Raw genomic sequence first — 26386 nt, 5'->3', positions numbered from 1 at the left:
CACCATGAACCCGAAACCCCTCGTTCTCGCCATGGCGGCGCTGGCAGCCGGCCTGGTGCTGGCTGGCGCCGGCTATGTGGCCGGGACGCGCCATGCGTCGTCCGTGCCCGCTGCCGGCGTCGATCGCCGTGATGCAAGCGCGACCCGCAAGGTGCTCTACTGGCACGATCCGATGGTGCCGAACCAGCATTTCGACAAGCCCGGCAAGTCGCCCTTCATGGACATGCAGCTCCAGCCCGTCTATGCGGACGAAGGCGGCGCTCACGGCATCAGGATCGCCCCGACGCTGCAGCAGAATCTCGGCATCCGCTATGCGACGGTGCAACGCGTGAGCGTGCCCGACGGCTTCGATGCGATCGGCACGACGCAGTTCGACGAATCGACCGCCGATGTCGTGCAGTCGCGCGTGGCCGGTTATATCGATCGCCTCGCGGCGAACGCGCCGATGCAGCGCATCGAGAAGGGCGCGCCGGTCGCGTCGCTGTTCGTTCCCGACTGGCTGGCGCCGCAGGAGGAATATCTCGCGCTGCGGCGCTCCGGCATGGATGGCGGGCTGCTGGCGGCGGCGCGCGCGCGCATGAAGGCGCTCTCGATTCCCGATGCCCTGGTTGCCGCGCTCGATCGCACCGGCCGGGTCCAGACCCATCTCACGCTCACCGCAGCCGAAACCGGCGTCGTGAGCGAGCTCGACGTGCGCGAAGGCGCGATGGTCACGCCCGGACAGACCCTCGCCAAGATCACGGGGCTCGCGAAGCTCTGGCTGATCGTCGAGATTCCCGAATCGCTGGCGCTGCAGGCGCGGCCCGGCATGAGCGTCGATGCCGTTGCGGCCGCCGATGGCTCGCGGCATTTCACCGGCCGCATCCGCGAGATCCTGCCCGGCATCAGCACCGACAGCCGCACACTTCAGGCGCGTCTTGAGATCGACAATGCGCAGGGCAGCCTCACGCCGGGCATGCTGGTGCGCGTGCGGGTCAGTGCCGCTGCGGCTGCGCCGCAACTGGTGGTGCCATCGGAAGCCGTGATCACGACGGGCAAGCGTTCGCTCGTCATCGTGCGCAACGCCGATGGGCAGATGCGGCCTGTCGAAGTCACGCTCGGGCGCGAGGCGGGCGGCAATACGGTGATCGCCTCCGGTCTGGCCGAGGGCCAGCAGGTCGTCGCGTCCGGCCAGTTCCTGATCGATTCCGAGGCGAGCCTGAAATCGGTATTGCCGCGTCTCGGAGCGAGCGGCCCGGAGGTCGCGGCGAGTGCGGCGAGTGCCGCGCCAACCTACGAAACCACGGGAATCGTCGAGAAAATCGACGCGAGCGAGATCACGTTCTCGCATCAACCAGTGCCCGCATTGCACTGGAGCGCGATGACCATGGCATTCGAGAAGCCGTCCGCCGATGCGTTCGCCGAGGTTCGTGCGGGCGACACCGTGCGTTTCGCATTCCGGCAGACCGATAGCGGCTACCAGCTCACGAAGGTCGAACCGGTGGGAGGCCAGCCATGATCGCGCGCCTTATCCGCTGGTCGATCCACAATCGCTTTCTGGTGCTGCTCGCCACGGTGCTGCTCGCGGCATGGGGCGTGTATTCGGTCAGGCAGACGCCGCTCGACGCGCTGCCCGATCTTTCGGATACCCAAGTGATCGTCAAGGCCTCGTATCCGGGCAAGGCGCCGCAGGTGATCGAGGATCAGGTCACGTACCCGCTCACCACGACGCTGCTCGGCGTGCCGGGCGCCACCACGATCCGCGCGTACTCGTCGTTCGGCGACGCGTTCGTCTACGTGCTGTTCGACGACAGGACGGACCCGTACTGGGCGCGCTCGCGCGTGCTCGAGTATCTGAACCAGGTGCAAAGCCGTCTGCCGCCGGGCGCGACGGTCTCGCTCGGGCCCGATGCGACCGGCGTGGGCTGGATCTACGAATATGCGCTGGTCGACCGCACCGGGCAGCACGATCTCGGGCAATTGCGCGCGCTCAACGACTGGTTCCTGAAGTTCGAACTGAAGGCCGTGCCCGACGTGTCCGAGGTCGCGAGCATCGGCGGCATGGTGCGCCAATATCAGGTGGTGCTGGACCCGGACCGGCTGCGAGCGTTCGGCATCACGCCGGATGCCGTCTCGCAGGCCATCAGGAATGCGAACCAGGAGTCGGGCGGTTCGGTGGTCGAGCTGGCCGAGTCGGAATACATGGTGCGCGTGTCCGGCTATCTGAAAACGCTCGACGATTTTCGTCACATCGTGCTGCGCACGAATGCGGCGGGAACGCCCGTCCTACTCGGCGATGTCGCGCGCATCCAGATCGGCCCGCAGATGCGTCGCGGCATTGCCGAACTGAACGGCCAGGGTGAGGTCGCGGGTGGGGTGGTCGTGATGCGCTCGGGCAAGAATGCGCTGACGACGATCGAGGCGGTCAAGGCGAAGCTCGCGGATCTGAAGCGCTCGCTGCCGCCGGGCGTCGAGATCGTCACGACCTACGATCGCTCGAAACTGATCGAACGCGCCGTCGGCAATCTTCAGGACAAGCTGATCGAGGAGTTCATCGTCGTCGGGATCGTCTGCGCGGTGTTTCTGTTTCATCTGCGCAGCGCGCTCGTCGCGATCCTGTCGTTGCCGCTCGGCGTGCTGGCGGCCTTCATCGTGATGCGCTACCAGGGCGTGAACGCGAACCTGATGTCGCTCGGCGGCATCGCGATCGCGATCGGCGCGATGATCGACGCGGCGATCGTGATGATCGAGAACGCGCACAAGCATCTCGAAGCGTTCGAGCATGCCCGCCCCGGCACGCCGATCACCGCGTCGCAGCGCTGGGAACTGATCGCCGAGTCCGCCGCCGAGGTGGGGCCCGCGCTGTTCTTCTCGTTGCTGATCATCACGCTGTCGTTCATTCCGGTGTTCTCGCTCGAAGGGCAGGAGGGCAAGCTGTTTGCGCCGCTTGCGTTCACCAAGACCTACACGATTGCGGCGGCGGCGGGGTTGTCGGTCACGCTGGTGCCGGTCCTGATGGGCTATCTGATCCGCGGGCGCATTCCGCCGGAAGCGTCCAATCCGGTCAACCGCCTGCTCGTGCGTGCCTACCGCCCGCTGCTGGACGCGACGTTGCGGCGGCCGTGGCGCGTGATCGGCCTGGCTGCCGTCGCGCTGGCGCTCACCGCGATTCCGTTGTCGCGGCTCGGCGAGGAATTCATGCCGACCCTCGACGAAGGCGACCTGCTGTACATGCCGACGGCGCTTCCCGGGATCTCGGTGGACAAGGCGGCCGAGCTGTTGCAGCAGACCGACCGGCTGATCAAGACCGTTCCGGAGGTGGCGACGGTATTCGGCAAGTCGGGGCGCGCGGACAGTGCCACCGACCCCGCGCCGCTCGAGATGTTCGAGACCACGATCCAGTTCAAGCCGCGCAGCCAGTGGCGCGCCGGCATGACGCCGGAAAAGCTGATCGACGAGCTCGATGCGCGCGTGAAGGTGCCCGGCCTCTCGAACGTCTGGGTGCCGCCGATCCGCAACCGCCTCGACATGCTGTCGACCGGCATCAAGACGCCGGTGGGCGTGAAGATCACCGGCCCCGACCTCGACGGCATCGACCGCATCGCCACGCAGGTGGAGGCCGCGGTCAAGGGCGTGCCCGGCGTCACGTCGGCGCTGGCCGAGCGGCTGAACGGCGGACACTACATCGACGTGGACATCGACCGGCTCGCCGCCGCGCGCTATGGGCTGTCGGTCGCCGAGATCCAGTCGGTGGTGTCGTCGGCGGTGGGTGGCGACGAGGTGGGCGAAGTCATCGCGGGCCGCGAGCGATTCCCGATCAACGTGCGTTATCCGCGCGAGATTCGCGATTCGGTGGAGGCCGTCCGCCAGTTGCCGATCGTGACCGAGCGCGGCGCGCAGATCGTTCTGGGAGACGTCGCGCGCGTGCGCATCGACGACGGGCCGCCGATGATACGCAGCGAGAATGCGCGCCTCGCGGGCTATGTGTATGTCGATATCCGCAATGTGGCGCTGGCGTCCTCCGTCGCCGCGATGCAACGCGCGGTCGCGCGCAACGTGATGCTGCCGCCCGGCTATTCGATCGCGTGGTCCGGACAGTTCGAGTATCTCGAACGCGCTTCCGCGAAGCTGCGCATGGTGGTGCCGGTGACGCTCGCGGTGATTTTCGTGCTGCTGTTCCTCACCTTCGATTCCGTCGCCGACGCGGCGCTGCTGATGTCGACCGTGCCATTCGCGCTGGTCGGCGGATTCTGGTTGATCTGGGCGCTCGGGCATGCGGTGTCCGTGGCGACCTCGGTGGGGTTCGTCGCGCTCGCCGGCGTGGCCGCCGAATTCGGCGTGATCATGCTGCTGTATCTCAAGCGCGCGCTCGATCACCGCTTGACCGGGGGGGCACCGCTTGACGAGGCCACGCTCCTGGCGTCGATCCGTGAGGGCGCGGTGCTGCGCGTGCGGCCCAAGGCGATGACCGTCGCCGTCGTGCTGGCCGGGCTCCTGCCCATCATGTTCGGTCATGGCGCCGGGTCGGAAGTCATGCAGCGCATCGCCGCGCCGATGATCGGCGGCATGGTCACCGCGCCCTTGCTGTCCATGTTCGTGATCCCCGCCGCGTGGTACCTGCTGCAGCGTCGACGCCTGCGCAGGCACGGCGCCGTGCGCCCGTCCGGTTCATTTCACGCAGTTCCTTCCGGCACGAACGTGCCTTCCATCACCACTGGAGAATCGCAATGAAACGTTTCCTCGTTCTCACGCTGCTTGCCTGTACCACCGGTGCCTATGCCGCATCGGCTCTCGCCGGCGACGACATGGCCGGCATGCCCATGCCGACGAAGCCGCCGTCATCGGCCAAGGCATCGGACGCGGCACTGAGCGACGCCGAGGTGGTCAAGGTCGATAGTGCGACGGGCATGGTCACGCTCAGGCATGGAGAACTCGCCAACCTCGGCATGCCCGCGATGACGATGGCCTACAAGGCGAGCGGCGCCGCGATGGTGCGGAATGCTTATTCGGGGGAGAGGGTCAAGGTGCGCATCGAGAACGTGAAGGGCGCACCCGTCATCGTGAAGATGGTGAAGGCTTCGTCCTGACGAAGCGGGCGCCGCGTATCTCCGCGTATCCGGAACGCGGCGTTCAGCCTGGCTCCGGTGCGCGATGAGCGTGCCGACGGAGCATCAATGCCGCGAGTCGATATCCGCCAGGCTCGCGAGCGCGGAGCCGCCGTCAATGCGGGCGGCGCTTTCAACGGCGAAGGTTTTCTCACTGAAAGCGATCAGCTTGAATCCGCTGCCCGCGGCTCGCGGGACGGTGATGCCCCAGTGCCAGGCGCCATCTTGCTCGAAGACGTGCAGAGCGGGGGGCGACAGGCTGGGTTGAGGCGAATACGTCGTCATGGCGTGCTCTCCCGTTAGCGGCGCCCGTGAAGCAATGTCGCGGTAGACGCCAGCTCAGTCTACGAGCATTTTTGTTGCGTCGCAACATTCCAGGTGTTCTAAACCGGCTTCACGCAGTGATCCGAAGCCGGAAACGAAAAAGGGGTTACACGCTTGTGGCGTGTAACCCCTTCGTATTTCGTGGTCGGAGCGATAGGATTCGAACCTACGACCCTCTGATCCCAAATCAGATGCGCTACCAGGCTGCGCTACGCTCCGACAAGCCAAAGATTGTGCCTCATTGCGCCACTCGGGTCAATCCCTTGTACAGATGTCATTGAAGGCGCGTTAGCATGGAGGTCCGATCGACTCGCCGAGGTTCATCAGGATGCATCTGATTCTATGGCGTCATGCCGAAGCGGAGGACTACGCCGCCAGCGATCTCGCCCGCCAATTGACCGTGCGGGGCCGCCGCGATGCGAATGCGGTCGCGAAGTGGCTGAGGCCGCGGCTCGAAAGCAGCGCCGTGATCCTCGCGAGCCCGGCGGTGCGCACCGTGCAGACGATCGAGACGCTCACGGATCAATACCGCACGGTGCGCGAGCTGGCGCCGGGCGGCAGCGTGGCCGACGTGCTGACGGCGGCCGGCTGGCCGGAGGGCATCGCGCCCACGGTGGTGGTGGTTGGCCATCAACCGACGCTCGGCGCGGTGGCGGCGAAGCTGCTGTCGGGTATCGACGACAGCTGGTCGCTGAAAAAAGGCGGGCTGATCTGGCTGCAAAGCCGCTCGATCGAGCGTGTCGGTCAAGCCGTCCTGAAGGCCGCAATTTCACCGGAATTGACCTGAATCCGGCCCAATTCCGCGTCTAGATACCTTTCTTCCGACTTTCTGCTAAAGTCATTTGGACGACATGTCACCCAACTGACACCGATTTGCCATCCAAGCGTCACGGCCGGTTACTACATTGGCGACCATGTCGTTCCAATCCTTACGACCAGGAAAGCCTGATGCGAGATCTGCCGACGCCCACGCTCCCATTTGCTTCGCTGCCGCTTGATCAGTCGCGTCGCCGTTTGCCGCGCGCGGCCGAAACGGTCACGTCTGAATTCCGCTTGCGCGCCGCTTGGGCGCGTACCGAAGACGAACTGCGCGAAGCCCAGCGCCTGCGTTACCACGTGTTCGCCGAAGAGATGGGCGCCTCGGTCAGCGGCCCCGCTGGCCTCGACGTCGATCCTTTCGACGCCTACTGCGATCACCTGCTGGTCCGCGACCTCGACACGCTCAAGGTCGTCGGTACCTACCGGGTCCTCCCGCCGCATCAGGCCGCCCGTATCGGCCGCCTGTACGCGGAAGGCGAGTTCGACCTGTCCCGCCTCGCGCATCTGCGCTCGAAAATGGTCGAAGTCGGCCGCTCGTGCGTGCATCGCGATTACCGCAGCGGCGCCGTGATCATGGCGCTTTGGGGCGGTCTGGGCACCTACATGATGCAAAACGGCTACGAAACCATGCTCGGCTGCGCGAGCGTGTCGATGGCCGACGGCGGCCACTACGCGGCCAACCTGTACGCGTCGCTCAGCGACTCGCTCACGGCGCCGGAATACCACGCCTTCCCGCACACGGCGCTGCCGGTGGACGAGCTGAAGACGGGCACGAAGGTGCTGCCGCCGCCGCTGATCAAGGGTTATCTGCGTCTGGGCGCTAAGATCTGCGGCGCACCGGCCTGGGATCCCGATTTCAACTGCGCCGATTTCCTGACGCTGTTCCGTCTCTCGGACATCAACGCCCGCTACGCCCGCCACTTCCTGGCCGAGCCGATCGCACGCTGATCCTCCGGCACGCGCCAAGTCGAATACCGAAACGGCACGACGATCCGATCGTCGTGCCGTTTTTGTTGCCGACGCCACGAGCGGGCAGCGAGCGCGCCGTGCGCGAATCACGCATCTGGCAACCCGGCGCACGAGGCTGGACGCGCCGGTTTCCGCTAGACTGCTGCGTCGCGTGCGCGGTGCGTCGTGCGCCGCGCGGTGTTTCGAATTCGAGGTGAGGATGTTCCGTTTCGTTATGGCCGCGCTCGTCGCGGTAATGTTGAGCGCCTGCGTGGATCAATCGGCGTCGAGCGACGGCTCGCGCCATCACGGCAAGCCGCCGGAAGATCCGGCCGACTACCACGGCGTGCCGACCGACATGACGCCGCCGGCGATGCTCGATGCGCCGGCGGCGTCGGGCACGCCGGCCGCACCGGCCGCCGCGTCGCAGTAAGGCCGCCGTTCGGCCTCAGCCCGCTGCGCTGCCGATCCGGCGCGCGAGCGCGGGCATTCGCAGCGACAGCGTGACGCCGCGCGCAAGCATGAAGATCGACAGCGCGAGCCACAGGCCGTGATTGCCGAGCGGCTCGGCCAGCGCAAAGCTGGCCGCGAGGAACACGGCCAGCGAGATGGCCATCGCGATCATCAGCGTGCGTGTCTGCGTCGCGCCGATGAACACGCCGTCGAGCAGAAACCCCCACACCGACACCAGCGGCAGCACGGCCGCCCACGGCAGGAAGCGTGCCGCCATCTCGCGCACGGCCGGCTGATCGGTCAGTTGCGCGACGATCCAGTTGCCGCTCAGTGCATACACGAGCGTGAACACCGCCGAGCATCCCACCGCCCATTGCAGCGTCACGCGCACGGCCGCGCGGAACGTGTCGCGATCGCGCGCGCCGGCGGCCGCGCCGACCAGCGCCTCGGCCGCATGGGCAAAGCCGTCGAGCGCGTAGGACGTGAAGGTCAGGAAATTGAGCAGCAGCGCGTTGGCCGCGAGCGTGGCGTCGCCTTGCTGCGCGCCCCGATGCGCGAACCAGCCGAACGCCGACAGCAGGCACAGCGTGCGCACGAAGATGTCGCGATTGAGCACGAGGAGGCGCTTGAGCGCGGTGCGCTCGAAGAACGCCGCCCGGGTCGGCAAGCCGAACCCGGGGCCGTGCCCGCTCCCGCGACGCACCAGCAACACGATCGCGCCCAGCACGAAGCCGGCCAGATCGGCCGTCGCGGTGGCCGCGCCGATGCCGGCCACGCCGCCGTCGAAGCGATACACGTACGCCACCACGGCGACGATGTTCACGACATTGATGAACGCTTGCAGCACGAGCGCCAGCCGCACGCGTTGCACGCCGAGCAGATAGCCGAGGATCGCGTAGTTCGCGAGCGCGAACGGCGCGGCCCAGATGCGAGCCTGCGCATAGGCCTGGGCGTTGGCACGCACCGCGTCGCTGCCGCCGAGCAGATGCAGGGCGATCGCGATCAGCGGGCCGTTCAGCGCCAGCACGACCAGGCCCAGCACGGCGGCCAGCGCCAGCGCGCGCCACACGGCGAGCCGGATGCCGGCCTGATCGCCCGCGCCGAACGCCTGCGCGACGAGGCCGGTGGTGCCCATCCGCAGGAAGCCGAAACCCCAGTACACGAAGCTGAAGAACAGGCTGCCGAGCGCGACGCCGCCCAGCACCTGCGGGCCGTCGAGGTGGCCGGCCACGGCCGTGTCGACCGCGCCGAGGATCGGCTGCGTCAGGTTGGCCAGCACGATCGGAATCGCGAGGCCGAGCACGCTGCGATGGTCGACCGGCGTGCGGCCGGGCGCGGCGGTGGTCGAAGAAGCGGGAGAAGCAGGGGAAGCAGGCATCGGCAGGCGCTCAGGTGCGTTCCTGCACGCAGATCCACGGCGATACGACCACGGCCCACAGCTCGGGCGAGCGCGTGGCGTAATCCTGGGCGAGTTCGGCGGGCATCCGTGCCACATGGCCAGCCGACAGCCAGCGCGTGACCTGTTCGGTATCGTCGGAGGCGACCGCTTCGGCCACGCTGACGAGATCGAGGTCGCGCGCCACCGACAGCAGCTTGCCCTGTGCGAAAAAGCGTTCGAGATCGCACCAGTCGATCTTGGCGGTTTCGCCGAGCAGTTGGCGGTAGAGCGGGCTGGGCGTGTCGCCGGCGGACGGAGGGGTCGATGCGGTCATGGTCTTGAACGGGGGCGCCCGGCCGGGGTGACGGCCGGGTGCGGATTGCAAGGCGGGGTGAGCCGCGATTCTAGCCGATCCGCCGGCGCGCCCGTTCTGCCTGTGGCAACGCGGTCATGCCCATGTCCGCCGCCGTGCGGCCGTGCAGTGGCCTGCTCACAGGTCGCGCAGCGCGCGCCGGATGATCTTCCCGGTGGCCGTCAGCGGCAGCCCGTCGACGAACGCGATCGCGCGCGGGTATTCATGCGCGGCCAAGCGCGTGCGCACGTGCTGCTGCAATTCACGCACCAGCGCCTCGTCGGCCGTCACGCCGGGTTGCACGACCACGAACGCCTTCACGATCTCGGTGCGGGTCGGATCGGGCACGCCGATCACGGCCGCCATCCGCACGGCCGGGTGGCGCAGCAGGCAATCCTCGATCGGCCCCGGGCCGATCCGGTAGCCGGCGCTCGTGATCACGTCGTCGTCGCGGCCGACGAAGCGGATGAAGCCGTCCGCGTCGGCGACGCCGCGGTCGCCGGTCAATAGATACTCGCCCGCGAACTTCTCGCGCGTCGCGTCGGGGTTGCGCCAATAACCGAGGAACATCACCGGGTCGGGCGCCCGGATGCCGATCGTGCCTTCGGTGCCGGGGGGCACCGGCTGGCCGGCCGCATCGACGATCTCGACGCGATGCCCGGGCGCGGCCTTGCCGATCGCCCCGGGGCGCGGCGCGAACAGTGCGCTGCACGAGGCCAGCACGACGTTGCACTCGGTCTGCCCGTAGAACTCGTTGAGGGTCACGCCGAACACCTCGCGGCCCCAATCGAGCAGCTCGGTGCCGAGCGATTCGCCGCCGCTCGCGACCGATTCGATCACGAGCGCATGCCGTTCCCTTGGCCGTGCCACGCCGCGCATCAGTTTCAGCGCGGTGGGCGGCAGGAACGCATGGGTCACGCCGTGGCGGGCGAGCAGGGCGAACGCGGCCTCGCCGTCGAACTTCTCGAAGCGACGCGCCACCACCGTCACGCCGTGATGCCAGGCCGGCAACAGCACGTCGAGCAGGCCGCCGATCCAGGCCCAGTCGGCCGGCGTCCAGAACACGCGGGCGCCGCGCGGAAAGCCGTTCTGCGACATCTCCACGCCGGGCAGATGGCCGAGCAGCACCCGATGCGCGTGCAGTGCGCCCTTCGGCTTGCCGGTCGTGCCCGAGGTGTAGATGATCACGGCCGGATCGTCGGCCGAGGTATCGACGGGCAGGTAGGCGTCCGATTCGCCAGCGAGCGCGGCGTCGAACGACAGCGTGCCGTCGGGCTCGCCATCGGTGCAGTAGACGGTGTGCAGGGTCGGCAGCGCGGCGCGCAGCGGCGCGATCTTGGCCGCGCCCGCGCAATCGGTGACGAGCGCCGCGGCGCCGCTGTCGGCCAGCCGGAATTCGAGCGCGTCGGCGCCGAACAGCGCAAACAGCGGCACCGCGATCAGGCCGGCCTTGTAGGCGGCCAGATGCGCGATCGCGGTTTGCGCGCCTTGCGCGATGAAGATGCCGACGCGATCGCCCCGCACCAGGCCGGCACGCGCGAAGTGATGGGCGAGGCGATTGGAGGCCGCCTTCAGTGCGTCGAACGTATAGTGCGTGACGGTGCCGTCCTCGCGCTCGTCGATCAGCGCGAGCCGGCCGCTGCCGTCGGCCCAGCGGTCGCACACGTCGACACCGATGTTGTAGCGCTCGGGAATGCGCCACGCGAACGCGGCAAGCAGTGAAGGGTAATCGTCGGCTTCAGGCAGCATCGGCGCTCCGGGCGACATCGCAACAGACGGATTGCCGAGATTACACCGTATCGTCACGGCCTTCGCGCGATAGTCGCACTTCACGAGGGATGATGTGCGCCACGGCGGCCATGCCGGTTCCCGCGTACTATCGCTCGTTCAACGAATCGAAATGAAACATGGTCTGGCTTTGGATTGCCACGGGGTTCAGCGTGCTCGGCATCAGCGCCGTCGTGTTGTTTGCGACGCGCGTTGATCCGTTGTCCGGCCGCGTCAGCGGCCGGTATCGCAAGCGCTGAGCGGTCCCGTTCGTCAGCAGGGCGGCCTGGCGGCCGCTGCCGGAATGCGCGCCGCGCGATGCGGCGCGTGCGTCAGCGCGCGGGCAGGTAGCGCGCCGGGTCGATCGACCGGCCGCCGTAACGCAGCTCGAAATGGAGCGCGACGCGGTCGTTGTCGCTGTCGCCCATCTCCGAGATCTTCTGGCCCTGCGTGACCGCCTGGCCTTCCTTCACGAGCAGCACGCGGTTGTGCGCGTAGGCGGTCAGGAAATCCGCGTCGTGCTTGATGATCACGAGGTTGCCGTAGCCGCGCAGCCCGTTGCCCGCATACACCACCGTGCCTGCCGCTGCCGCCACCACCGGCGTGCCGGCCGTGTTCGCGATGTCGATCCCCTTCGAATTGCCGCCATCGAACGAGTGCACCACCGTGCCGGCCGCCGGCCAGATCAGCGAGATCGAGACGTTGGGGCGCGGCGGCGCGACGGCGGCTGCGGGCGGGGGCGCCGAGCTGCCGCCACCGGTGGTGCGCACCGGCGCGCTGCTCGATGCCGTGCCGCCTGGCGGCGCGACGCGCAGCACCTGGCCGACTTCGATCGCATTGGGATTCGAGATGGAATTCCAGCGCACGAGGTTCGAGACCGGCTGGCGGTTCGAGCGGGCGATCTTCGACAGCGTGTCGCCACGTTCGACGCGATAGAAGCCGGGGCCGACCGGTGCGGAACCGCACGCGGCCAGGACAACGGCGAGTGAAGCAAGGACGAACCCTCGGGCGGCTTTGACCAACATGAAACCTCGCAAGACGGCGCGGCGCGGGGCGCGGCGGCAGGATACAAAACCGGGGATTTTACCGGGTTCGCGGCGCGCGGCGCCGATTTGCGGGTTCGATCGCCGCACGAGACGTGCGCGGCGTCACGGCGCGGCCGTTCAGAAGGGGCGAATGGCCGCGCCGTGAGGCTGCGCGCGGCACGTGGCGTCCGGCGCAGGGCCGCGCGCCGTGTCGTTCAGTCGAGCTTGGCGACGCTGATGCGCAGCGAGGCCGTTTCCGTCGCGCCGGGCGCGAGCATGCGCAGGCCGAGGCCGTTGTGGATGGCGTCGGGCAGGCCGAGCCACGGCTCCACGCAATAGAAATCCGATTCCGGCTTCTCGGTCCAGGTTGTCACCGTGTACCACTCCACCGAACCGGGTCGGTTCAGGTCGATGTCGATGCGGCGGTTGCGGCCCGGCATCGTGATGCGCAGCGGGCGGGCCGGCACGCCTTCGAGGCAGTGGAAGCGGTCGAGGATGCGCGCCTCGTCGAGCGTATAGCGCGGCTCGCCGGCGACCGGCGCGCTGATCGAACCGTCTGCTTCCTGGAAGCGGCGCTGCGTCGGCGGCAGCTCGATCGAGGTTTGCGCGCGCTCGCCGTGCGGCAGCGCGAAGTAGAAGTGATGGCCGGCGTAGTAGGGCAACGGGGCGTCGCCGAGGTTGCGCGTGGTCAGTTCGACGTCGAGCGTGTTCGCGTCGGCGAACTGATAGCGCGCATCGAAGCGGAACGCGAACGGGTAGCCGTCGCGCGTTGCGTCGCTCGATTCGAGCGTCATGTCGATGCCGCGGCCGTCCGCATCCACGTGCGCCGCGAACGGCAGGTCGCGCGCGAAGCCGTGCATCGGCAGGTCGCGCACCACGCCCGCCGCGTCGCGCCAGCGGCCGACTGTATTGCCGACACGATGCCGGCCCAGAAACGGGAACAGCAGCGGGTTGCCGCCGCGCACCTTGGCCGGCGCGCTCCAGTCGGCCTGCTCGGGCCAGAAGATGACCGGCTCGCCATCGATATCCCACGACAGGAGACGGCCGCCGGCTTGCGGCGCGATGCGCAGCCGCGACGGGCCGTCGACGAGTTCGATGATGTCCTGCTGCTGGAAGATGGGCATGGTGTCCTTCGATCGGCGTCAACACAACGGGCGGACAGCATAACGGACGCCGCGCGCTTGCGCGAGTGGCGAGGGCGCGCGAACCGCAGCGGGTTATCGGCAAAAATCGGAAAAACTTGCCTAGGGGAAACCCATGTGGGGAAATTGCGGGTGGCAGTCTGTCGGTTTGACCGCATAATTGTGCCGACCGGTTACTTTTCGTTACACCGCATTCGAATCAGGAGTCAGCAGCATGGATCTGGCAATGGCAATGGGAATCGCCCTGTTCGGCATGTTCACCGGCAGCACGCTGCTGTTTTTCTACCAGCTCGGCCGCTGATGCCAAAACCGCTGCGGGTCAGCCTCCGCAGCGCTTCCAGGCCCGCCGTCCTCCGGACTGCGGGCCTTTTTGTTTCTGGGTGTATTTCAATTTCCTGACAATTTTGACGGCTCCGTCGATGAAAGCCGCGAAGTGCGGCCCGGCGACTTGGCGCACGGAATGCTGCTGTGCATAATCAGTGCGCTGCCGGATTCTCCATCCGGTGTATCGAGCGCTTTTCCCATTCATCATCGACAAAAGGACCGACGCGTGAGCCTCTGGTTTCTGGTATTTCTGAGCGTCCTGCAGGGCGTGACCGAACTTTTCCCCGTCAGCAGCCTGGGTCACACGCTGCTGGTGCCCGCATTGATCGGCATGCATATCGACAAGCATGCGCCGCAACTGCTGCCGTTCCTTGTTGCACTGCACCTCGGCACCGCCATCGCGTTGCTTTGGTATTTCCGCAAGCGTTGGTGCTCGCTCGTGCGAGGCTTCTTCGCCTCGTTCGCTGGCCGTCCCAACGACGACGCGCACATGATGTGGGCGTTGATCATCGGCACGATTCCTGCCGGGCTGGTGGGGCTGTTGCTCGAGAAGAAGATCGAGCACGTGTTCCACGACCTGCGGATCGTGGCCGGCGCGTTGATCGTCAACGGCGTGCTGTTGTGGTGGGGCGATCGCCTGCAGCGTTCGCGCGCGCATCGTGCGCCGGAGCGGCTCGGGTTCGGTCGCGCGTTTCTGGTCGGGCTGGCGCAGGTTGGCGCGTTGATCCCCGGCTTTTCGCGCAGCGGGCTGACGATGATCGCCGGCAATGCCGCCGGGCTGACGACCGAAAAGGCCGCCGAGTTTTCGTTCCTGCTTGGCACGCCGATCATTCTGGCGGCCGGCGTGCTTGAACTGCCGAAGCTGTTTCATGCGCCGGATCAACTGGCCGATGCCGCGCTGGGCGGTGTGCTGACGGCGATTGCCGCTTATCTGAGCATTCGTTTCCTGATGCGCTATTTCGAAGGGCGCGGGCGTCTCGCGTCGTTCGGCGTGTATTGCGTGCTGGCGGGGCTGTTCTGCCTCGGTTGGTTCGCGTTCCATGCGCAGCCGGTCTGATTTGACCTTGCCCGGTTTGGGCTGGTCGCGCGGTAGCGATCGGGTATAATCTTTGGCTCGGAATTCGTCGGGGGCGTGGGGTTGGCGCTTCGCTCGGGGGTTCCGATTCGAGGTGACGAGCGGTGCGTTCCGGTGGTGTTGGCGTTTGGGCCGGGATGTGCGGTGGTTGCTTCGCTTCTTTCTGGCGGTGCCGGTTTTGGCGCCGCCTGTCTCATGACCGCCCTTAGCTCAGACGGATAGAGCAACGGCCTTCTAAGCCGTAGGTCACACGTTCGAATCGTGTAGGGCGGGCCAGCCGAAATCCTTATGCAGCAAGGGTTTTGGGCGATTTCTTGGTCGCCTCATCGACCACCTGATCCACCGACATTGACAGAAACTTGACGTTGCCTGCGTGCTGCGCCAGGTGGCTCGGCGCCAAGTGCGCATACTTCCGTACCATCGAAATCGTCTCCCAGCCGCCTAGCTCCTTCAGCATCATCAGCGGCGTCCCGCGCTGCACATGTCAGTTCGCCCATGTGTGCCTCAGGTCGTGCCAGTTGAAATCCACCATCCCCGCCGCGGCACATGCCCGATTGAAATCCCGCTTGTCTATCTGAGATTGATGACCACCGGCTCCGGCTGTAAAGCTGCGATAACGGCGGCCGCCATCAAGATGCCGACGGACAACCAGAGGCCCACACGCACGCCATTGGGGCCATCGGAAAGCGCGCCACTCAGCACCGGGCCGATGCACTGGCCGAGTCCGAAAGCGATCGTCAATGCCGCAATGGCGCTCGTCCATGCATGCGGTTTCGCAGCTCGGCGCGCAAACGATGTGACGGCTGCGATCACCGCGAGAAAAGAACCACCAAACAGGATCGCCGAGAGAAAAGCGCCGACCACATTGCTCCATATCAGCGGAATAGCGGCCCCTATCGCGACCATGCCGATCGTTGCCGCAGTTCCCCATCCGCCTTTAAGGCGTCCAAGAATGGGGCCCCACGCAAAGGCGGCGCCGATCGATGCAAGCCCCAGGATCGACCAGAACGCGGAAATTTCCGGGCCAGTCAGCCCTTCCTCGCTACGGAGGAATGCGACGATGAACGTTGCGTAGGCAATGTAGCCTGCGCCAAACAACGCGTAGGCAATAAGCTTGCGTGCCATAAACCAAGGCGACCATCCGCCTCGTGCGGCCTCGGACGACGTGTAGACGGTCGTGCGAGCGCGTTTGAGCGCGAAGCAGCCGAACGCTGTCGCCAGCAATCCCAATCCACCCAGTACCAACCATCCGCCGCGCCATCCGGTCGCGTTGAGCAGCGGGGGAACGGCCAGTGCCGAAGTGGTGACGCCGATGCCGGCGCCCGCAAAGTAAATGCCGAGCAAAGTGGGGGCCCGGCTTTGAGCACCGCCGGTGGCGGCTACCGAGGTAAGGCCCGCTCCAGCGACAAATGAGAGTGCCCCCGTAAAGCCGGCGATCGTTCGCAGTGTCAGCAATATCGTGAAGTCGGCTGTCAGGCCGGAGGCACCCACGAACACCGCCGTCAACAACAAGCCGAGCGCAAAAACGAGTTTGTCGCCGATCAGTTTCCCAATCGGTGCGGCGACCAATGCGCCAATCAAGTATCCGGCGCCATTTGCCGTGTTCATCGCGCCGGCATCGGCAAAGCTCCATCCGAGCGCGCTGCGCATCGGAGGGAGCAGAAGCGCATAGGCGAAGCGTGCAAGGCCCAGCGCCACCGCCGGCCCCATCGCCAATCCGAATACAACCCAGACGGGCGTGAGGGGCGTGGAATTCAATGGGAGCGTTCGTTTTGAATGGGCAAGGGTGTTGTCGATAGCCATCGTGGCGTCCTGTGGGTTGACCATGAAGCCCTTGCTGTCGCCGGTGCCTTGGCTCCCATTTATCGTCAGTAAAATTAACGGTATATATTCGTGCAGGGCTTCATTTTGGCCCGTATTATTCGATTGATTTTCGAGCGTGGCAAACGATGTAAACTAACCATCATTGATAGCCAGATTAACCGCGATGATCCCCAATTTGCCACCGCTCCAAACACTTCGGGCCTTCGAGGCGGCTGCTCGGCACCTGAGCTACAGTCGCGCGGCTAAAGAGCTTTCCCTGACGCATGGCGCAATCAGCCAGCATATTGCGCGTCTGGAACAAGAGCTTGGCGGGGTCACGCTCTTTGTTCGCCAGGGGCAGCGCATGCTGCTCACGGAGGCCGGGCAAGTTCTGGTGCTGGATCTGCGTGAGGGTTTGCAGCGACTGGCAGAGGCCTTTAACGCTGCACGCGCCCGTCCCCGAACACGCCAGGTCACGCGGACGCTGACAGTCAGCGTTCTGCCGAGCTTTGCGGCTCGCTGGCTGGTTCCTCGACTTTCGTTTTTTCAGTCGAGCCATCCTGATGTCGATATCGCCATTCGACCTACCGCGGCGCTTGCGGCGCTGGATGGTCGAGACGGGATCGATTTGGCGATTCGTTATGGCCCGGGACACTGGCCTGGCTTGCACACGACAAAGTTGATGAAAAGCGTGATCTTTCCGGTATGCAGCCCTGCATTGCTCGCCCGAACATCGCTCAAATCGGCCGAAGACTTTCTCGACGTCACGTTGCTTCGTAGTCCGAGACAGAAATGGAAGCCCTGGTTCAAGGCTGCAGGCCTTGCGCTTCCCGAGCCGACCCAGGGCCCGAGTTACGACGATGCGGGGTTATTGTTGCAAGCCGCGATGGCGGGGCAGGGCGTGGCGTTGGCACGATCCGTACTGGCCGCCGATGATCTCGCAGCGGGCCGATTGGTTCGTGTCGGCGACGCCGAGGCGGAAGATACGTACAGTTGGTTCGTGGTTTGGAGAGAGCCGCTATCTTGCGATCAGGACGATTTCAACGCCTTTCGCAAGTGGCTGGAATGTCAAACTGCCGCCGACGATCTCCGGCAACCTCGGCGTTTCCGCAAATGAAGGCCCATGGGGCATCATCGCAGTCGCACAACACTGGCTGGAGATGGCAGCCGCCACCCATTCGCTATTTTCTAAACAAGATCACGCCGGATTCACGACAAAACGTTCGCACGGCATGCGCGGACGTCATGCGCACTTTCGGCAAGCCGATATCGTTGAACATCTCCGCGTAGCGCGCTCGATTGGCGCGAGTGGTAACGGCAATGTGGCGAACCATTTCCCATCGCACCTTGTCTTCGGCCCCTGCAAGCGCTCCGGGGCGATCGCGTTCGAACAAGGTTCTCCGCAGATATCGGAGCAGGCTGATCGCGGTCGGCGTGTCGATGAGGATGAATCCCGTTGCGCGTTGCAATCGCTGAGGAAGACACACCGAGTAGTTGCCTTCCATTACCCAGTTATCCTCAGCAATGGCCCGATCATGCAGAGCGATAAACTCCCGTTGCGGGCGGGGTTGCCAATGGGTATCAGGCTGATGAAAAAGCTGGTCGAGATGGATGACGGGCAGTGCAAACGAGCGGCCGATGGCGCCGGCCAACGTTGATTTGCCACTGTTCGACGGCCCCATGATACATATGCGTGAGCCCAGGTCTGCGACGGAGATTGGCGACATGTGGAAGCTTGTGAAGACGGCGCGACCGTTCGGCGTGCGCGACCGCGCGATCATACTCCGCGCGGCGTTGCGTGGCGCCGATGCGGCTTCGGCGAGCCCTTGCCGGAATGCCTTGGCACGTTTGGATGCAACGGGGGCATCGAAACCCGGATGAAATCGAAGCGTCCCTGTACGCCACCAAAACGGTGCTCGCCCAGTTTCAACCGAAGTCGGTGGCAATGGCGATCCGACGCCATGCGTCGATGTCCTCACGAAACGCCGCCAGTTTGCGATCGGCGACGCTGTAGGCGACCGGCCCCAAGGGCAGGTGCAACGGCGGAGCGTCGCTATCGACGGCTCGCAGAATGACATCAACCGCCTTGGCCGGATCGCCGGCTTGCCTGCCATCGTTACTGTCGCGGTAAGCGCGCCGCTGGCCGGCAGTCGGGTCGTAGTCGCTGATCCGGTGTTTCGCCAGCGTGATCGAGCGCCCCAGGAATGCAGTACGGAATGGGCCCGGCTCGACGATGACGACGCGCAGTCCGAAGGGCCGTACTTCCTGATCCAGCGCTTCGGACAGGCCCTCGACGGCGAACTTGGTGGCGGCGTAATAGCCCGAGCCCGCCGCCCCCGCAATCCCCGCCGTCGAAGACAAATTGACGATGCGCCCACCGCGCCGCCGGCGCAGCATCGGCAATGCGGCACGGGTCACTTCGATCAGCCCGAACACGTTGACATCAAACATCGGGCGGTACTCGTCGGCTACCGCTTCCTCGATCGCGCCGAACAAGCCGTAGCCTGCGTTGTTGACCAGTACGTCCAGCCCACCGAAGGCTTGCGCCGCCAGCGCCACGGCAGCCCGAGCCTCCTCCGATCGTGTCACGTCCAGCGCACACACTCGCACCGTTTCCGGAAACTGCTGCGCCAAGGTTCGCAGCGTTTCGGGGTCGCGGGCGGTGGCCACCAGTTGGTCGCCTCGCGACGCGACAGCCTGGGCGAGATATTGACCCAAACCACTGGAGCAACCGGTAATCAACCAGGTTTTCTTCACGGTGTTCCCCTTCACTCAGTGCTGTTCTTCCGTATGTTCGATGAGCCACTTCAACACCGGCGCCAGCGCCTCATCGGAGTTCTTCTCGTAGATGAGCCCGTGACCGTTGCCGAACACGCCGTGATCGGGTAGATGCAGCAATTCGGCTTCGCTGCCGGCCGCCTTGAGTTGCTCGATCGCCGGCTGGCTGGCGGCGGCGAAGGCCGAGGCTTCGGCGGTGACGGCAACGATCGGCAATCCGGCGAGCGCGGGCAATCGGTGCGTGCCGGGCGCGGCCGCGCGCAACGCGTCAGGCGAAGCGACCGGCGGTTCCCAGGTCAGCGGCGCCGCGGCGAGGCCCCACGTGAGCGAGCCGATATTGGGAATCGTCGCAAAGGGCGGCCCCATGGGCTCGACGGCGACGATCGCCTTGACCAGCCCGGGCCGACGGTCTGCCACCAGCCAGCCGACCGGCCCCGACGCCGAATGCGTCAGGAGGATTGCCGGGCCGATTCTGTCCAGCAACTTCGCGATCCGATCCGCTTCCATGTCTTCGGAAAACGCGAGGTCCGCGGGAAGCGGGCCATAGCCGGCGATGAATTCATCCATTGCCGCTTCATCGTCCCGAGCAAAGGGCCACTGAGTGTGTTGCCCCTCGTATTCGGCCGGGAAGTAGATATGGCGGCCGTGTTCGTAGGAGAACGGTGCCCCCATGGGCCCCATCGTCTCGGTGTGGAACGGCGAGCGGCCTTGCCCTGGACGGTCGGCGACAAGCACCGCGTAGCCGGCCTCCACCAGGCGCTGCGCCCAGCCGGGCCGGCCATCCGGCGTGTCGAACCACTCGGTGCCCTGATAGCCGCCACCATGCAGAAGTACGATCGGCCAGGGGCGCGTCACCTCGTCCGGCGTTTCCCACTCGACGAAGAGCGGGCCGCGTTGGTAGGTCTGTCCATTTCGTTCGATTCGATCGCCCGAAATCCACATATGCCCGCGACGCACGGTACGCGGGGAAGCATGTTTCCAGAAAGCCAAGATCATTCTCCTGTCTTCAAACGTGAGGGGGCACGGTGTCGGTATTGCATTGACCCGCTCAAAGTGGGGCGACGCGAAAGCGTGTTGGGCGTATGTCGGTGAATTTCGGAACGTCGGCCATGACATCCGGGGTTTCCGGAGATCCAAAGGCGGCGTCGATTGCCGCTGCGTCGCGAAAGCGACATTCACAAATCACCAGCGTGCCGACGTGCGTCAACGGCGGAAAGAAAGCCGTGACGCCCTCGAGACCGTGGCGCTGCCATGCCTGCATGACGAGCGGGAGGTGCTGCTCGACGTAGTAGCGTCGATCGAAGCGACTGTCCGGCGTGCCCTCGTAGGTCACGTACACGATAGGGGGGCCAAGGTGCGCCATGACGATTTCCTTTATTTCCATTCGAGGGTGCGTAGTCTCGCTCAACTCATTATTGTTCGGCAATCGAATATAATGAACGAAGTCCGTTCAAATATGTGGGTGTTGGTATGGAGTGGGGCGACGTCAGGATCTTTCTCGCAATAGCGCGTACCGGCACGCTGGGCGCTGCCGCACGCGCGCTGCACTTGAGCCACCCGACCATGGGACGACGGCTTCGTGTCCTTGAGGAATCCACGGGACAGGTGCTTTTTCAGCGAACCACGGACGGTTTTGTTCTGACCGAGGAGGGCGCCGCGATCCTGCCGCTCGCGGAGCAAATGGAAGAGAGCGCGCTGTCCATGGAGCGGCGGCTGGCCGGCAAACAGCGGAAGCTGGAAGGCACGCTCAGGGTGTCGGCGGCCGATTGGTTCGGCGCCTATGCGTTGCCGCCGGTGATTGCCGAATACTCGCGCGAATACCCGCTTGTCGACATCGAGATCCTCACCGGAACGCGCTTGTTCAATCTGGCTCAACGCGAGGCGGATGTCGCTTTCCGTATCGTGCCGTTCGAGGGGCCGGACATCGTGCAAAAGCGGCTGCTTCGGATGCGATACGGGGTCTACGTCGCGACCTCCAGCACCGATCCGGTCGATGGCGACGGTGCGGGGAATCGGTTGATCGCGATGGACACCTCGACGGGGACATTCCCGGATATCGATTGGCTGAAGCAGCGCTTCCCGAATGCCAGCGTGGTATTGCAATCCAATAATCGCAATGTCCAGGCGCAGATGTGCGGCGAAGGGGTGGGTATCGCGGTGCTACCCCGACCTGTCGGAGACCAGAACCGCGCCATCCGCAGGCTGGATTTGGATGACGATCCGCCGCCTAGAGAAATCTGGATGGGCTACCATCGCGATCTCAGCCGGTTGCATCGTCTTCGCGCATTCGTCGATCTCGCGATCAAGCACCTGGCGCATTCGTCGTTCGATGCTTCTTGAGGCGTATCGAGCTGGAACGCCGAAGCTGCGCGCCTGGCCTCACCGGTCAACATCCCGGTCATCAAATTGACGAAACGTTCGACCCGGACGACGAACAGCGCATTCGCGCCTCGCCGCGCCATCAATCGAAATACGAATCGTCGAGCAAGGTGTCTTCGAAGAAGGCGCCGAAGCGGCCGTCCCGATCACGGATGTGGATCTCCAGCACCCAGATCTCCTGGGACGGGCAAAACTCGATGCCCGACAAGGGGACGTTGACGATGGCCTTGTGCGGAAAATCGGCAATGCGGTGGCCCGGCAAGTCGAAATTCAACACCCAGTTTCGCCGTTCGGCGCTGGCTTTCGCGAAGTCGTACAACTGCTTGCCCGATGCCCCCGTGGCGAGCCAGTGGCGGCGCACTTCGTGGAAGATCGCCTTGACGTCGGCAGCACAGCGCGCCATTTCCGCATTCGCGCCGGTCACGAACGTGTCGCCGCCATCGCCTTCCCAGTGTTGCCAGCAGGGCCCGATATCCACCAGGAAGATGTCGTCTTCCCCGAGCACGATGTCGGGATCGTCCGGCGTGCCGCCGATCTGCACGGTGTTCTTTCCGAACCGCACGTACACGTCGTGCCAGCCCCGCAGCAGGCCCATCTCGGCCAGGATGTCCTTCGCCGTCTCGATTGCTTCGGACTCCATCATGCCGGGCTGCATCGCGGCGGCGATCGCCTGCACGGCACGACGGGTGTGCTCGCGCGCGACGAGCATCTGTGCCGCGTCGTAATGCGATCCGACGGCTTCAAGCGGATTGTGTGGTTGGTTCATGAGCGGCTCGTTTCACGTTGGCAGCCGGATCGACGATCCGGTCAGAAGTCTTGTGGGGGAATACGCAGTTGCAAGCCCTCGTAGCGGGCGTCGACGTTCAACTGGCACGACAGCCGGTCGCACGGGCCACTGGCCGGCAGCGCCGCCAGCAGGCGCCGCTCGGCCCGGGACATGACGGGCAGCCGAGCCAGGTCGGCCTCGTCGAAGGTGACGCGGCAGGTGCCGCACGACTGATTGCCGCCGCAGATCGCCTGGACGAAGTGCTCGGCAACGAGCGAGCGCATCAGCGGTTCTCCGGCCCGGCAACGCACGGCATGGCGCGCACCGTTGGGCAATTGCACCGACAGCGTGACAGGCGCGTCGGACGCGCGTGCGGCGGCATCCGCATGGGGCTCGGAGGGCTCGAAGGCGTCGAAGAAAAATCTGTCCTCCGGCAAGCCGCATGTCGTCATCAGACGCTCGCGCGCCATGCGCACCATGATGGGGGAGCCGCAGGCGAACACGTACGCATCGCCGAGATCGGGATGGTCGGCTGCCGCGATATCCTGCACGAAGCCTCGGGCTCCGGCCCAATCCGGAGCGCCCTCCCGCAGCACCGGCACGAAATGAAAATGGGCGCATTCCTGCTCCAGGGCGTGCAATGCCTGCGCCACGTAGAAGTCCTCGGGCCGATCGCCGCCCCAGTACAGCCACACCGCGTTGCGGGGCGCGCTCCTCGCGTGTCGTTCGATCATGGCCTTGAGCGGCGCGATGCCGGTTCCGGTCGCCAGCAGGATCACCTTCGCGCGAGCGTCGGCCGGCACGCTCCAAATGCAGTCGCCGTATGGGCCCGACAGCGTCAACGTGCTGCCGATCTCGATCCGCTCGCGCAGCATGTGCGAGAACGCCCCATGCTCGTGCAGGCGGATGTGCAGTTCGATCGCCCCGTCGGGACGGCACGGCGAGGCCATCGAGTAGGAGCGATGCTGGTCCGTGCCCGGCAGCGCGATGCTCAAATACTGGCCCTCCCGATAATGGAACGCCGTATTTTCCGGGAGTAGGTTGAGGATCACGACGGATTGCCCGCGAAATTCGAGACTCTGGACCTGCGCCTGCATGATGCCCCCATGTCGATGTCCATCTCGCTGCCCGGCGTGTCGGCCGGGATTCGGATGTGACGCGACTATACAAAGCGCCGACATCGAGCTGAAGTACCATTTGACGCGGCCGCCGCTGGACCACTATGCCGGCCGGCAGACGCCGGCGCGTGGCGATGTGGATGGCGACTTCTGGGCGAGCGTGGCGTTCCGCGACGGGGCGTTGCGCGTATGCGGCAACGGCATCTTCCGCGAGGTGCCGGAGTCGATGCAGCGCGGCGACCGAGTGCAGGCTCGATCCGTGCTGGACCCGCAACCCGGCTGCCGCCGGTTTTTCCTTGGCTGCGTCCAAGGCCGATAATTCGTATCGGCATGCCGTTAATGCGCCAGAATCTCACCGTGCCTCGATGGCTCGACGGGCGGCGCGGGCGTCGGCCATGCCTTGGCAGGACGTTTCGCGGGCCGTGATGACGTGCGGCGATCGCCACGAGTTCGGGCCACCGGTTCGGTTCGACACACACGAATCTTTTCCATTATGCAAAGCGCATTGCCCGAAACCGGGCGAGCGCAACAAACAGGTGACAGCATGCGGGTGCTATTGGTCGACGATTATTTGGACGGACTATCGGTCATGGAGGCGTATCTGACCATGAAGGGCTTTGAGGTTTCGACGGCGATCAATCCGGTTGATGCGATTTCCGTCGCGGGGCAATTCGAGCCCGATGTCGCCATCCTGGACATCGGTTTGCCCGGGATGGACGGCTATGCGCTGGCGGGCGTTCTGAGAAGTCAGCCCCGGCATGCGAAGCTCCGGCTGTTTGCACTCACGGGGTACGGCCAGTCCGGCGACGGCAACCGTGCCGCCGCTGCCGGCTTCGAGCGCTATTTCGTCAAACCCATCGTGCTGTCCGATTTGGCGGAGGCACTCGCCACGCCGGAAGGAAAGAACGTCGGTCAGTAAGCGCGGCCGCCGTTCGACAGGGGGCGTTGACGGAAACGGCGGCGAGTCGCCGCCGTTTGCCCCATATGGTGCGACAATGAGCTTCCGATGTCCTCTCGCTCCCCGTAACGTCCACTTATCAAAGGCCAGCGTTGGCAACCTTTCATCCATCAGGAATCCCGAAGACCCCGACCGGGATCGCCGGATTTGATCAGTTGACCCACGGCGGGCTGCCGCGTGGGCGATCGGCGCTGCTGTGCGGCGCCGCGGGCTGTGGCAAGACCTTGTTCGCCATGACGTTTCTGGTCGAAGGGGCCACTCGGTATGACGAACCGGGCGTTTTCGTCAGCTTCGAGGAGCGCTCGGAGGATCTGGCCGCCAACGTGGCATCGCTCGGCTATGACGTAGCCGAGCTTGCCAATCAGAACCGGCTTCTGATCGACCATATCGAGCTGCGGCCATCGGAAACCGACGAGACGCCGGATTACGATCTGGAAGGCCTGTTTATCCGCCTGGATGTCATGATTCGCAAGGTCAAGGCCCGGCGCGTCGTGATCGACACCATCGAAACCCTGTTTGCCTCGTTCAACGATGCAAGCATGCTTCGCTCCGAGTTGCGCCGTCTGTTCGGCTGGTTGAAGGAGCGTGGCGTGACGGCCATCGTCACGGGCGAGCGGGGCGACGGCACGCTCACGCGCTACGGCATTGAAGAATATGTGTCGGATTGCGTGATCGTGCTCGACAACCGGGTGCGCGACCAGGTCACCACGCGCCGGCTGCGCGTGGTGAAGTATCGGGGGTCTGCCCATGGCACCAACGAATACCCGTTTCTGATCGATGCCGAGGGCATTACCGTTTTACCGATTACCTCGGCGAGCCTGGATCATCCCTCGCCCGAAGAGATCATCCCCACGGGCATAGCCGGCATTGATCGGATGCTCGACGGGGGCGGGATCTATCGCGGCTCAAGCGTCCTCATTTCGGGCCTCGCGGGCACCGGTAAAACCACGTTTGCGGCGGCCTTTGCGCAAGCGAGTTGCGAGCGTGGCGAACGGGTCCTGTTTTTCGAATTCGAGGAGTCGCCCGCTCAGGTTATCCGCAACCTCCGCTCGGTCGGCATCGATCTGGGCAAGTTCCTGGGCGACCAATTGCGTTTCGAATCGGCGCGTCCCAGCCTTTTCGGGCTGGAGATGCATCTCGCGCGCATGTATCGGGACATCGAAAAGTTCGATCCGTCCCTGGTCGTCATCGATCCGTTGTCCGCGTTCCGCGGGCTGGAGGATGAAGTGCATGCGGTATTCCTCCGCCTGATCGACATGCTGAAGGCGCGTGGCACGACATGCGTTTTCACCAGCCTGGTCGATGTGGCCACGGCCGCCTCGGTCAACGACCGAAGCGTGTCGTCCTTGATGGATGTCTGGGTCGCATTGTTCAACACCGAGGCCAACGGGGAGCGAAACCGGACGCTCTATGTGCTGAAGGCTCGGGGCATGGCGCATTCGAACCAGATCCGCGAATACACGCTGAGTTCGGAGGGAATCGAGCTGGTGCCGGCGTACATCGGTGCAGGAGGCGTGTTGACCGGGGCCGCGCGGGTTTCGCAGGAGTCCAGGGAGCGCGCGGAAGCCGCTGCGCGAATGGAAAGTGCGCAACGGGCGCACCGTGAGGCAGAACGCAAGCGCCAGGCGATCAAGCGGCAGATCGCCGAACTTCAGGCCTCTCTGAATGAGGAAGACGAAGAAGCGAGCGCACAAGATCAGGTCACGCGCATTGCCGAGGAAACGGCGAGCGAAGATCGGGAAACTCTCGCGCGACGGCGAGGTGTCTGACGTGAGAATGACCCTAACGTTCCGCGGGCAGCGCCCGAGGGGCGTCTTTTCACAGTTGCATGGCACTCGCTTACCGCGCAACGTTCGACACGATACGAAAGGCGCCATGTGACCCATTCGACCG

Annotated in this window: 24 protein-coding genes, 2 tRNA genes and 1 pseudogene; 12 read left to right on the top strand and 15 right to left on the bottom strand. The window is 65.2% G+C overall.

What is annotated here, in order from left to right; genetic code table 11:
* The first annotated feature begins 4 nt into the window (after window positions 1-4).
* Genes ACYP33_RS21995 through ACYP33_RS21985 form a run of 3 tightly spaced genes read left to right on the top strand, consistent with a single transcriptional unit; the run spans window position 5 to window position 5066 of the window.
* Window positions 5-1498, top strand: a complete 1494-nt coding sequence (locus ACYP33_RS21995; protein ID WP_459623912.1) for an efflux RND transporter periplasmic adaptor subunit — start codon at window positions 5-7, stop codon at window positions 1496-1498.
* A complete protein-coding gene (locus ACYP33_RS21990) occupies window positions 1495-4710 on the top strand; it encodes an efflux RND transporter permease subunit (protein ID WP_459623911.1) in 3216 nt (1071 codons plus the stop codon). Before ACYP33_RS21995 ends, ACYP33_RS21990 begins: the two co-directional genes overlap by 4 nt.
* Entirely contained in the window at window positions 4707-5066 is a 360-nt protein-coding gene (locus ACYP33_RS21985) for a copper-binding protein (protein ID WP_459623910.1), read from the top strand. The genes ACYP33_RS21990 and ACYP33_RS21985 overlap by 4 nt, the downstream gene beginning before the upstream one ends.
* An 84-nt stretch (window positions 5067-5150) precedes the next feature.
* Here the strand turns inward: ACYP33_RS21985 and ACYP33_RS21980 are convergent, their stop codons facing one another.
* Both ACYP33_RS21980 and ACYP33_RS21975 read right to left on the bottom strand, forming a co-directional pair.
* Window positions 5151-5369 (bottom strand): hypothetical protein, encoded by a 219-nt coding sequence (locus tag ACYP33_RS21980; RefSeq protein ID WP_414444618.1) that lies wholly within the window; start codon window positions 5367-5369, stop codon window positions 5151-5153.
* 181 nt (window positions 5370-5550) lie between these two features.
* Window positions 5551-5627, bottom strand: a tRNA-Pro gene (locus tag ACYP33_RS21975).
* A 109-nt stretch (window positions 5628-5736) separates the two neighbouring features.
* On the opposite strand from ACYP33_RS21975, the gene ACYP33_RS21970 reads away from it, so the two are divergent.
* The 3 genes from ACYP33_RS21970 (at window position 5737) to ACYP33_RS21960 (ending at window position 7608) form a co-directional block, all read left to right on the top strand.
* Entirely contained in the window at window positions 5737-6195 is a 459-nt protein-coding gene (locus tag ACYP33_RS21970; RefSeq protein WP_459623909.1) for a SixA phosphatase family protein, read from the top strand.
* A 161-nt stretch (window positions 6196-6356) separates the two neighbouring features.
* Window positions 6357-7175 (top strand): GNAT family N-acetyltransferase, encoded by an 819-nt coding sequence (locus ACYP33_RS21965; RefSeq protein ID WP_414444631.1) that lies wholly within the window; start codon window positions 6357-6359, stop codon window positions 7173-7175.
* Window positions 7176-7395: 220 nt separating this feature from the next.
* The gene (locus tag ACYP33_RS21960; protein ID WP_459623908.1) at window positions 7396-7608 is read left to right on the top strand and encodes a hypothetical protein; all 213 of its coding nucleotides are present in this window, start codon (window positions 7396-7398) and stop codon (window positions 7606-7608) included.
* Window positions 7609-7623: 15 nt separating this feature from the next.
* Here ACYP33_RS21960 and ACYP33_RS21955 read toward each other — a convergent pair whose 3' ends face one another.
* The 5 genes from ACYP33_RS21955 to ACYP33_RS21935 form a co-directional block, all read right to left on the bottom strand.
* Entirely contained in the window at window positions 7624-9006 is a 1383-nt protein-coding gene (locus ACYP33_RS21955; RefSeq protein WP_459623907.1) for an MATE family efflux transporter, read from the bottom strand.
* 10 nt (window positions 9007-9016) lie between these two features.
* Window positions 9017-9340 (bottom strand): DUF2288 domain-containing protein, encoded by a 324-nt coding sequence (locus tag ACYP33_RS21950; RefSeq protein ID WP_459623906.1) that lies wholly within the window; start codon window positions 9338-9340, stop codon window positions 9017-9019.
* Window positions 9341-9496: 156 nt separating this feature from the next.
* Window positions 9497-11107 (bottom strand): acyl-CoA synthetase, encoded by a 1611-nt coding sequence (locus ACYP33_RS21945; protein WP_459623905.1) that lies wholly within the window; start codon window positions 11105-11107, stop codon window positions 9497-9499.
* A gap of 350 nt (window positions 11108-11457) precedes the next feature.
* Complete coding sequence (locus tag ACYP33_RS21940; RefSeq protein WP_459623904.1) at window positions 11458-12150, bottom strand: peptidoglycan DD-metalloendopeptidase family protein; 693 nt, start codon at window positions 12148-12150, stop codon at window positions 11458-11460.
* Between the two features lie 215 nt (window positions 12151-12365).
* Entirely contained in the window at window positions 12366-13274 is a 909-nt protein-coding gene (locus tag ACYP33_RS21935; protein ID WP_414449816.1) for an aldose epimerase family protein, read from the bottom strand.
* A 568-nt stretch (window positions 13275-13842) separates the two neighbouring features.
* Here ACYP33_RS21935 and ACYP33_RS21930 point away from each other — a divergent pair.
* Both ACYP33_RS21930 and ACYP33_RS21925 read left to right on the top strand, forming a co-directional pair.
* A complete protein-coding gene (locus ACYP33_RS21930; protein ID WP_459623903.1) occupies window positions 13843-14673 on the top strand; it encodes an undecaprenyl-diphosphate phosphatase in 831 nt (276 codons plus the stop codon).
* Window positions 14674-14890: 217 nt separating this feature from the next.
* Window positions 14891-14967: transfer RNA gene (locus ACYP33_RS21925), tRNA-Arg, on the top strand.
* Between the two features lie 10 nt (window positions 14968-14977).
* Here ACYP33_RS21925 and ACYP33_RS21920 read toward each other — a convergent pair.
* Both ACYP33_RS21920 and ACYP33_RS21915 read right to left on the bottom strand, forming a co-directional pair.
* A pseudogene (locus ACYP33_RS21920) lies at window positions 14978-15298 on the bottom strand (tyrosine-type recombinase/integrase); the annotation flags it as partial.
* Entirely contained in the window at window positions 15262-16401 is a 1140-nt protein-coding gene (locus ACYP33_RS21915; RefSeq protein WP_459623937.1) for a YbfB/YjiJ family MFS transporter, read from the bottom strand. The gene ACYP33_RS21915 and the pseudogene ACYP33_RS21920, both read right to left, overlap by 37 nt.
* A 277-nt stretch (window positions 16402-16678) precedes the next feature.
* On the opposite strand from ACYP33_RS21915, the gene gcvA reads away from it, so the two are divergent.
* The gene (gene gcvA, locus ACYP33_RS21910) at window positions 16679-17611 is read left to right on the top strand and encodes a transcriptional regulator GcvA (protein ID WP_459623902.1); all 933 of its coding nucleotides are present in this window, start codon (window positions 16679-16681) and stop codon (window positions 17609-17611) included.
* A gap of 64 nt (window positions 17612-17675) precedes the next feature.
* On the opposite strand, the gene ACYP33_RS21905 is transcribed toward gcvA, so the two are convergent.
* The 4 genes from ACYP33_RS21905 to ACYP33_RS21890 form a co-directional block, all read right to left on the bottom strand.
* The gene (locus tag ACYP33_RS21905) at window positions 17676-18176 is read right to left on the bottom strand and encodes a P-loop NTPase family protein (protein ID WP_459623901.1); all 501 of its coding nucleotides are present in this window, start codon (window positions 18174-18176) and stop codon (window positions 17676-17678) included.
* 244 nt (window positions 18177-18420) lie between these two features.
* Complete coding sequence (locus tag ACYP33_RS21900) at window positions 18421-19251, bottom strand: oxidoreductase (protein WP_459623900.1); 831 nt, start codon at window positions 19249-19251, stop codon at window positions 18421-18423.
* Between the two features lie 15 nt (window positions 19252-19266).
* Window positions 19267-20262, bottom strand: a complete 996-nt coding sequence (locus ACYP33_RS21895) for an alpha/beta hydrolase (protein WP_459623899.1) — start codon at window positions 20260-20262, stop codon at window positions 19267-19269.
* Between the two features lie 58 nt (window positions 20263-20320).
* Window positions 20321-20656, bottom strand: coding sequence for an EthD family reductase (locus ACYP33_RS21890; protein ID WP_459623898.1), 336 nt, complete (start codon window positions 20654-20656; stop codon window positions 20321-20323).
* An 86-nt stretch (window positions 20657-20742) separates the two neighbouring features.
* Between ACYP33_RS21890 and ACYP33_RS21885 the strand changes: the two genes are divergently transcribed.
* A complete protein-coding gene (locus tag ACYP33_RS21885) occupies window positions 20743-21612 on the top strand; it encodes a LysR family transcriptional regulator (RefSeq protein ID WP_459623897.1) in 870 nt (289 codons plus the stop codon).
* A gap of 121 nt (window positions 21613-21733) precedes the next feature.
* Here ACYP33_RS21885 and ACYP33_RS21880 read toward each other — a convergent pair whose 3' ends face one another.
* Both ACYP33_RS21880 and ACYP33_RS21875 read right to left on the bottom strand, forming a co-directional pair.
* On the bottom strand, window positions 21734-22417 hold the full coding sequence (locus ACYP33_RS21880) for a M24 family metallopeptidase (protein ID WP_459623896.1): 684 nt from the start codon (window positions 22415-22417) through the stop codon (window positions 21734-21736).
* Window positions 22418-22458: 41 nt separating this feature from the next.
* Entirely contained in the window at window positions 22459-23514 is a 1056-nt protein-coding gene (locus tag ACYP33_RS21875) for an FAD-binding oxidoreductase (RefSeq protein ID WP_459623895.1), read from the bottom strand.
* A 514-nt stretch (window positions 23515-24028) separates the two neighbouring features.
* Here ACYP33_RS21875 and ACYP33_RS21870 point away from each other — a divergent pair.
* A complete protein-coding gene (locus tag ACYP33_RS21870) occupies window positions 24029-24454 on the top strand; it encodes a response regulator (protein WP_414449772.1) in 426 nt (141 codons plus the stop codon).
* 131 nt (window positions 24455-24585) lie between these two features.
* Window positions 24586-26262: a circadian clock protein KaiC gene (kaiC, locus tag ACYP33_RS21865; protein WP_459623894.1), complete on the top strand. Its 1677-nt coding sequence runs from the start codon at window positions 24586-24588 to the stop codon at window positions 26260-26262.
* Window positions 26263-26386: the final 124 nt, after the last annotated feature.

The sequence above is a fragment of the Burkholderia sp. 3C genome, from assembly GCF_054589155.1.
This window is presented reverse-complemented; position numbering and strand designations above follow the sequence as displayed.

Bases quoted from the DNA above. Each gene is read 5' to 3' on its own strand.
- ACYP33_RS21995 (WP_459623912.1), top strand. From the start codon at position 5: ATGAACCCGAAACCCCTCGTTCTCGCCATGGCGGCGCTGGCAGCCGGC.
- ACYP33_RS21990 (WP_459623911.1), top strand. From the start codon at position 1,495: ATGATCGCGCGCCTTATCCGCTGGTCGATCCACAATCGCTTTCTGGTG.
- ACYP33_RS21985 (WP_459623910.1), top strand. From the start codon at position 4,707: ATGAAACGTTTCCTCGTTCTCACGCTGCTTGCCTGTACCACCGGTGCC.
- ACYP33_RS21980 (WP_414444618.1), bottom strand. From the start codon at position 5,369: ATGACGACGTATTCGCCTCAACCCAGCCTGTCGCCCCCCGCTCTGCAC.
- ACYP33_RS21970 (WP_459623909.1), top strand. From the start codon at position 5,737: ATGCATCTGATTCTATGGCGTCATGCCGAAGCGGAGGACTACGCCGCC.
- ACYP33_RS21965 (WP_414444631.1), top strand. From the start codon at position 6,357: ATGCGAGATCTGCCGACGCCCACGCTCCCATTTGCTTCGCTGCCGCTT.
- ACYP33_RS21960 (WP_459623908.1), top strand. From the start codon at position 7,396: ATGTTCCGTTTCGTTATGGCCGCGCTCGTCGCGGTAATGTTGAGCGCC.
- ACYP33_RS21955 (WP_459623907.1), bottom strand. From the start codon at position 9,006: ATGCCTGCTTCCCCTGCTTCTCCCGCTTCTTCGACCACCGCCGCGCCC.
- ACYP33_RS21950 (WP_459623906.1), bottom strand. From the start codon at position 9,340: ATGACCGCATCGACCCCTCCGTCCGCCGGCGACACGCCCAGCCCGCTC.
- ACYP33_RS21945 (WP_459623905.1), bottom strand. From the start codon at position 11,107: ATGCTGCCTGAAGCCGACGATTACCCTTCACTGCTTGCCGCGTTCGCG.
- ACYP33_RS21940 (WP_459623904.1), bottom strand. From the start codon at position 12,150: ATGTTGGTCAAAGCCGCCCGAGGGTTCGTCCTTGCTTCACTCGCCGTT.
- ACYP33_RS21935 (WP_414449816.1), bottom strand. From the start codon at position 13,274: ATGCCCATCTTCCAGCAGCAGGACATCATCGAACTCGTCGACGGCCCG.
- ACYP33_RS21915 (WP_459623937.1), bottom strand. From the start codon at position 16,401: ATGGGGCCGGCGGTGGCGCTGGGCCTTGCACGCTTCGCCTATGCGCTT.
- gcvA (WP_459623902.1), top strand. From the start codon at position 16,679: ATGATCCCCAATTTGCCACCGCTCCAAACACTTCGGGCCTTCGAGGCG.
- ACYP33_RS21905 (WP_459623901.1), bottom strand. From the start codon at position 18,176: ATGGGGCCGTCGAACAGTGGCAAATCAACGTTGGCCGGCGCCATCGGC.
- ACYP33_RS21890 (WP_459623898.1), bottom strand. From the start codon at position 20,656: ATGGAAATAAAGGAAATCGTCATGGCGCACCTTGGCCCCCCTATCGTG.
- ACYP33_RS21885 (WP_459623897.1), top strand. From the start codon at position 20,743: ATGGAGTGGGGCGACGTCAGGATCTTTCTCGCAATAGCGCGTACCGGC.
- ACYP33_RS21880 (WP_459623896.1), bottom strand. From the start codon at position 22,417: ATGAACCAACCACACAATCCGCTTGAAGCCGTCGGATCGCATTACGAC.
- ACYP33_RS21875 (WP_459623895.1), bottom strand. From the start codon at position 23,514: ATGCAGGCGCAGGTCCAGAGTCTCGAATTTCGCGGGCAATCCGTCGTG.
- ACYP33_RS21870 (WP_414449772.1), top strand. From the start codon at position 24,029: ATGCAAAGCGCATTGCCCGAAACCGGGCGAGCGCAACAAACAGGTGAC.